Annotated in this window: 2 protein-coding genes and 1 pseudogene; 1 reads left to right on the top strand and 2 read right to left on the bottom strand. The window is 62.2% G+C overall.

The window, feature by feature from the left end; translation table 11 throughout:
* A pseudogene (locus tag ACYVDE_RS18430) lies at positions 1–1,246 on the bottom strand (hypothetical protein); the annotation flags it as partial.
* 174 nt (positions 1,247–1,420) lie between these two features.
* On the opposite strand from ACYVDE_RS18430, the gene ACYVDE_RS18425 reads away from it, so the two are divergent.
* Entirely contained in the window at positions 1,421–1,972 is a 552-nt protein-coding gene (locus tag ACYVDE_RS18425; protein ID WP_460503012.1) for a YceI family protein, read from the top strand.
* Between the two features lie 69 nt (positions 1,973–2,041).
* Here the strand turns inward: ACYVDE_RS18425 and ACYVDE_RS18420 are convergent, their stop codons facing one another.
* The gene (locus ACYVDE_RS18420; protein ID WP_460503011.1) at positions 2,042–3,052 is read right to left on the bottom strand and encodes a fatty acid desaturase family protein; all 1,011 of its coding nucleotides are present in this window, start codon (positions 3,050–3,052) and stop codon (positions 2,042–2,044) included.
* Positions 3,053–3,190: the final 138 nt, after the last annotated feature.

Below are 3,190 nucleotides of genomic sequence, written 5' to 3'. Positions count from 1 at the left end.
GGCGGCGACCATCGGGCGAGAGGGCGGCGGCTGAGTAGCGCCGGCCCCGGCCCAGGCGCGTGAGACGGCCGGTTTTTAAATCCAGCACCTTCAGCTCGGATGCGATTTGCTGGCCCCAGCGGGCATTTTGCTGGTACTCGGGCCACACGACCTTGCCGCCGCCCACCGACAGCATTTCGGGGATGTTTAGCTGGCCCGGCACAAACACCGTGCGCTCGCGCCCGTGCCGGCCCAGCAGCACGAATTGCGCGATATGCCCCAGGCCCGATTTCAGGGCCAGCACCATGCTGTCGGTGACGTACTGCGGGTATTGGTACTGCGTGAAAACCTGCTCCGAAGCCTGCCCGGCCAGCTCCCGCACCGGCGTGGGGGCCGGCGGGGCAGCTTGCTGCGCCCGCCAGGTCGAGTCGATTTCGGCCATACTACGGTCGTACACCTGCTCGACGGTGAGGCCCGTGGTGCGGCGGATGCCGTTCGAGAACGAGAACGGGTAGAAGGGAAAGCGGTAGTAGCGGTCGAGCACGCGGCTCCACACATCGGGGCCGTGGTGGGCTTTCAGGTACGATGTCATGAAATAGCCCAGCACGTACCAATCGGACACGTTGTCGCGCAGCGAGCCATTCACGGCCTTTTGGTAGGAATAGTGGCGGCCGCTGAGCAGGTTGGCCCGCAGGCCCACGTTGAAATAGGGAATGCGTCCGCGCCCGCTGCGCGTGAGGGCCGTTTCGGTGCCCACGGCGTCGCCCTCAAAAAACCACTGCGGCACGCCCACGGCGGCCACACCCAGCGCGCCATCGCCCAGCAGCGGCCCCAAAATGCGGCCCACGCCCTGCCGGGCCTTCTCGAACTGCCCCACGTGCCGGAACTCGTGCACCACCAGCCCATCGAGCCAGTCGACGGTGCCCAGGCCCAGCCCCTGCTCGGGCGTGATAAAAAACTCGGCGTGCCGGGGCAGAAACGTCACGAAGCCGTTGCTGACGGTGGTCTGGCTTTGCAGCACCACCGCAATGGGGCGTGGGCGCACACCCAGTGTGGCCACGCCCGGCCCATGTAGCTGCTCGAGCCGGGCGGCCGTGCGCTGCGCCGCCGAGTCGAGCCCGTCGGCGTAGAGCACCCGGAAGTTGGGCGTGCGCACCTCCTGCCAACGCAGCGCGGGCGGGTTTTGCGAAAGCGCGGGCAGGCTTTGGGCCTGGGCCAGGCTGGGCAGCAGCAAACTCAGCAGAGCCGGAAGCAGAAAACGGCGCATAGAATCGGACAAACGGAAAAATTGGGTCCCTAAAGAACGACACGGCGCGGTATGCCTGACGTTTGCGCGGCAGCCAATTAGGACCGACTCGAAAAAAACTGATTAATGTATGAACATTTTATGTAGATACATCAGTTATATTTGCATCACACTGCAACCTCAATCCCTAACGCCATGTCCGAAAATACCGCCACCGCCGCCACCAAATGGGCCCTCGACCCCACGCACTCCGAAGTGCAGTTCAAAATCAAGCACTTGGTTATCTCGACCGTTACGGGCTCGTTCAAGTCCTTCCAGGGCACGATGCAGAGCGCGGGCGACGACAATTTTGAAAACGCCAACGTGGAGCTTACGCTTGACGTGGACAGCATTGATACCAACCAGGAAATGCGCGACGGCCACCTGAAAGGCGAAGAATTCTTCGATGCGGCCAAGTTTCCGACCATCAAATTCGTATCGACCTCGATGGTGAAAGACGGCGACGGCTACAAGCTCACCGGCAACCTCACCATGAAGGGCGTGACCAAGCCCGTGACGCTGGAAGCCGAGTACGGCGGCTCGGCCGTCGACTTCTACGGCAACCACAAAGCCGGCTTCGAGGTAACGGGCAAAATCAACCGCAAAGAATTTGGCCTCACCTGGGGCGGCATCACCGAAGCCGGCGCCATTGTGCTGGGCGATGACGTGAAGCTGATTGCCAACGTGCAGTTTGCCAAGCAGGCGTAGCTTTTTTAGCTGTTAGCCAATAGCGGCTAGCCGTTAGCCTCTCGTTCGCCGGGAGCTAACAGCTAGCCGCTATTGGCTAACAGCTACCATCTCCTGGTCGGGCACGCTCTGGTCGTTGAGCGTGGCGGTGCCGCGCTCCCGGCGCATGATGCGCGAATAGAGGCTGATTTCCTGGTCGAACAGGAAGCGGAAGAACAGCCGGGTGTAGCTGCGATGCGCCAGTAGCGGCTCGTAGAACTCGGGGGCCACGCGTTTGAGCTTGGGCAGGTTGTTCCACGGAATGCTGGGCATGTCGTGGTGCTCGTTGTGGAAGCCCACGTTGAGGTTGATGCCGTTGAGGCGGCCGTAGTAGGAATAGGTTTCCTGCGTGGGGCTGAGCGTGAGGTAGTGCTCCTGAATCCAGCGGGCGCCGAGCGGGTGCAGGCCCACCGAGAACCAGAAGCTCAGGAACAAATAGAGCAGGGCCGTCCAGCCGAAGAAATAGACGATGGCCGCATCGAAAGCCAGCTGCGCCACGATATTGGCCACCACGTACTTATCAATTGTCGCCACCTCCCGGCAGCGCGCCGTGCGGATAACCTGAAACACCGGGAAAAAGAACAGCCAGATGGCCTTGCCCACGCTGTAGTGCCGAATCAGCTTGGCTTCGTACCAGTCGGGCAGGTCGGCATCGAGTTCGTGCACGCCCTGAAACACGTGGTGCTTGAGGTGGAAATTCTTGAAGCTGATGGCCGTGGGAAATACCGACGGAAAGTTGGCCAGAATGCCGGTGGCCACGTTTTGCCACACCCTGCGAAACACCAGGTTGTGGGCGGCCTCGTGAATGACCACGAACAGCGTGTGCGAAAAAAACGCCCCCACGAGGTAGGCCACCGGGATAGTCCAGTACCACGCTTTATCGCGCAGGAAATATGCCAGGCCCACCTGCGACAGCACGCAGCCAAGGCCAATGAGAAACGTGGCGGGGTTGCGCGTCATGAGCTGCTTTACTTCGGGGTGGGCCCGAATGATTTGGCGGGTGCGGGTGCGGTGCGGCTCGGGAGCCGTGGCTACAGTGAAGGCAGTGGGAGCGGAAGACATAGCAGCAGAGCCAATTACGAACGCCGGAGGTGGGGTGCGCGGGGCGCTCGCAAAGCTACACGAAAGCCCGGGCCCTAGCGCACCAGCAGGCTGCCCACTCCGGCGGCGCACTCCCCGGCGGCCGACACGCCTTCGGCC

Source organism: Hymenobacter agri (genome assembly GCF_054778495.1).
This window is presented reverse-complemented; position numbering and strand designations above follow the sequence as displayed.